Below are 901 nucleotides of genomic sequence, written 5' to 3'. Positions count from 1 at the left end.
ACTAGTAGTGCTTGGTCAGGTGCATTTGTCGGTGGCGTGTCCGCTTGAGCGGGTGTGTCGTTGACGGGGTGTGCTGAGTGAGGAGTTGGCTGCGGTCCGGTGTGATTTGGAGGACTTCGCGGCGGAGATGTTCGAGCCGTTCGCACGGGCGGATCAGCGCCGGTGGGGTGAGGTGTATCTGCGGGGACTGCTGCTGGACGGACGGCGCAAGTCCGTGGAACCGATGGCCGCCCGGCTGGGCGAGGACGGCAACCGGCAGGCTCTGGCCCACTTCATCACCACCAGCCCCTGGGAGGCGGCGCACGTGCGAGCCCGTCTGGCGTGGCGGATGCAGCAGGTCATCAAGCCGACCGCGCTGATCATCGATGACACCGGCTTCCTCAAGGACGGGGATGCCTCGGCGTGTGTGGCCAGGCAGTACACCGGCACGGCGGGCAAGGTCACCAACTGCCAGGCCGGAGTCTCGCTGCACATGGCTTCCGACGGTGCCTCGGTGGCCGTCGACTGGCGCCTGTTCATGCCCGAGAGCTGGGATCCCGCCTCGCCGAAGGCCGATGCGGCCAAGGTGGCCCGCCGCACCACGTGCGGCATCCCCGAAGAGGTCGGCCATGTCGAGAAGTGGCAGCTGGCCCTGGACATGATCGACGAGACCAGATCGTGGGGCATCGACGTTCCGCTCGTCGTTGCCGACGGCGGCTACGGCGATGCGGCAGCCTTCCGGCTGGGTCTGGAAGAACGCGGGCTCAGCTACGCGGTCGGCATCTCCACCACGACCACCGCCCAGACAGAAGCGGCACGGCCGCATACCCCGCCTTATGGCGGTCGCGGCCCCCGGCCTCAGCCCGTCTACCCCGAAACGGCCCGGACGGTGAAGAAGCTGGTCGTCGAGGCCGGCAAGCAG

1 protein-coding gene is annotated in these 901 nt (G+C 68.0%); it reads left to right on the top strand.

Annotated elements, in window-relative coordinates; all coding sequences use genetic code 11:
* Nucleotides 1–127: 127 nt before the first annotated feature.
* Nucleotides 128–901: IS701 family transposase (locus tag ACFF45_RS35495; protein ID WP_381354992.1), on the top strand; the 774-nt coding region annotated here is incomplete at its 3' end.

Source organism: Streptomyces cinereospinus, from assembly GCF_042430725.1.
Classification (GTDB): Bacteria; Actinomycetota; Actinomycetes; order Streptomycetales; family Streptomycetaceae; genus Streptomyces; species Streptomyces cinereospinus.
This window is presented reverse-complemented; position numbering and strand designations above follow the sequence as displayed.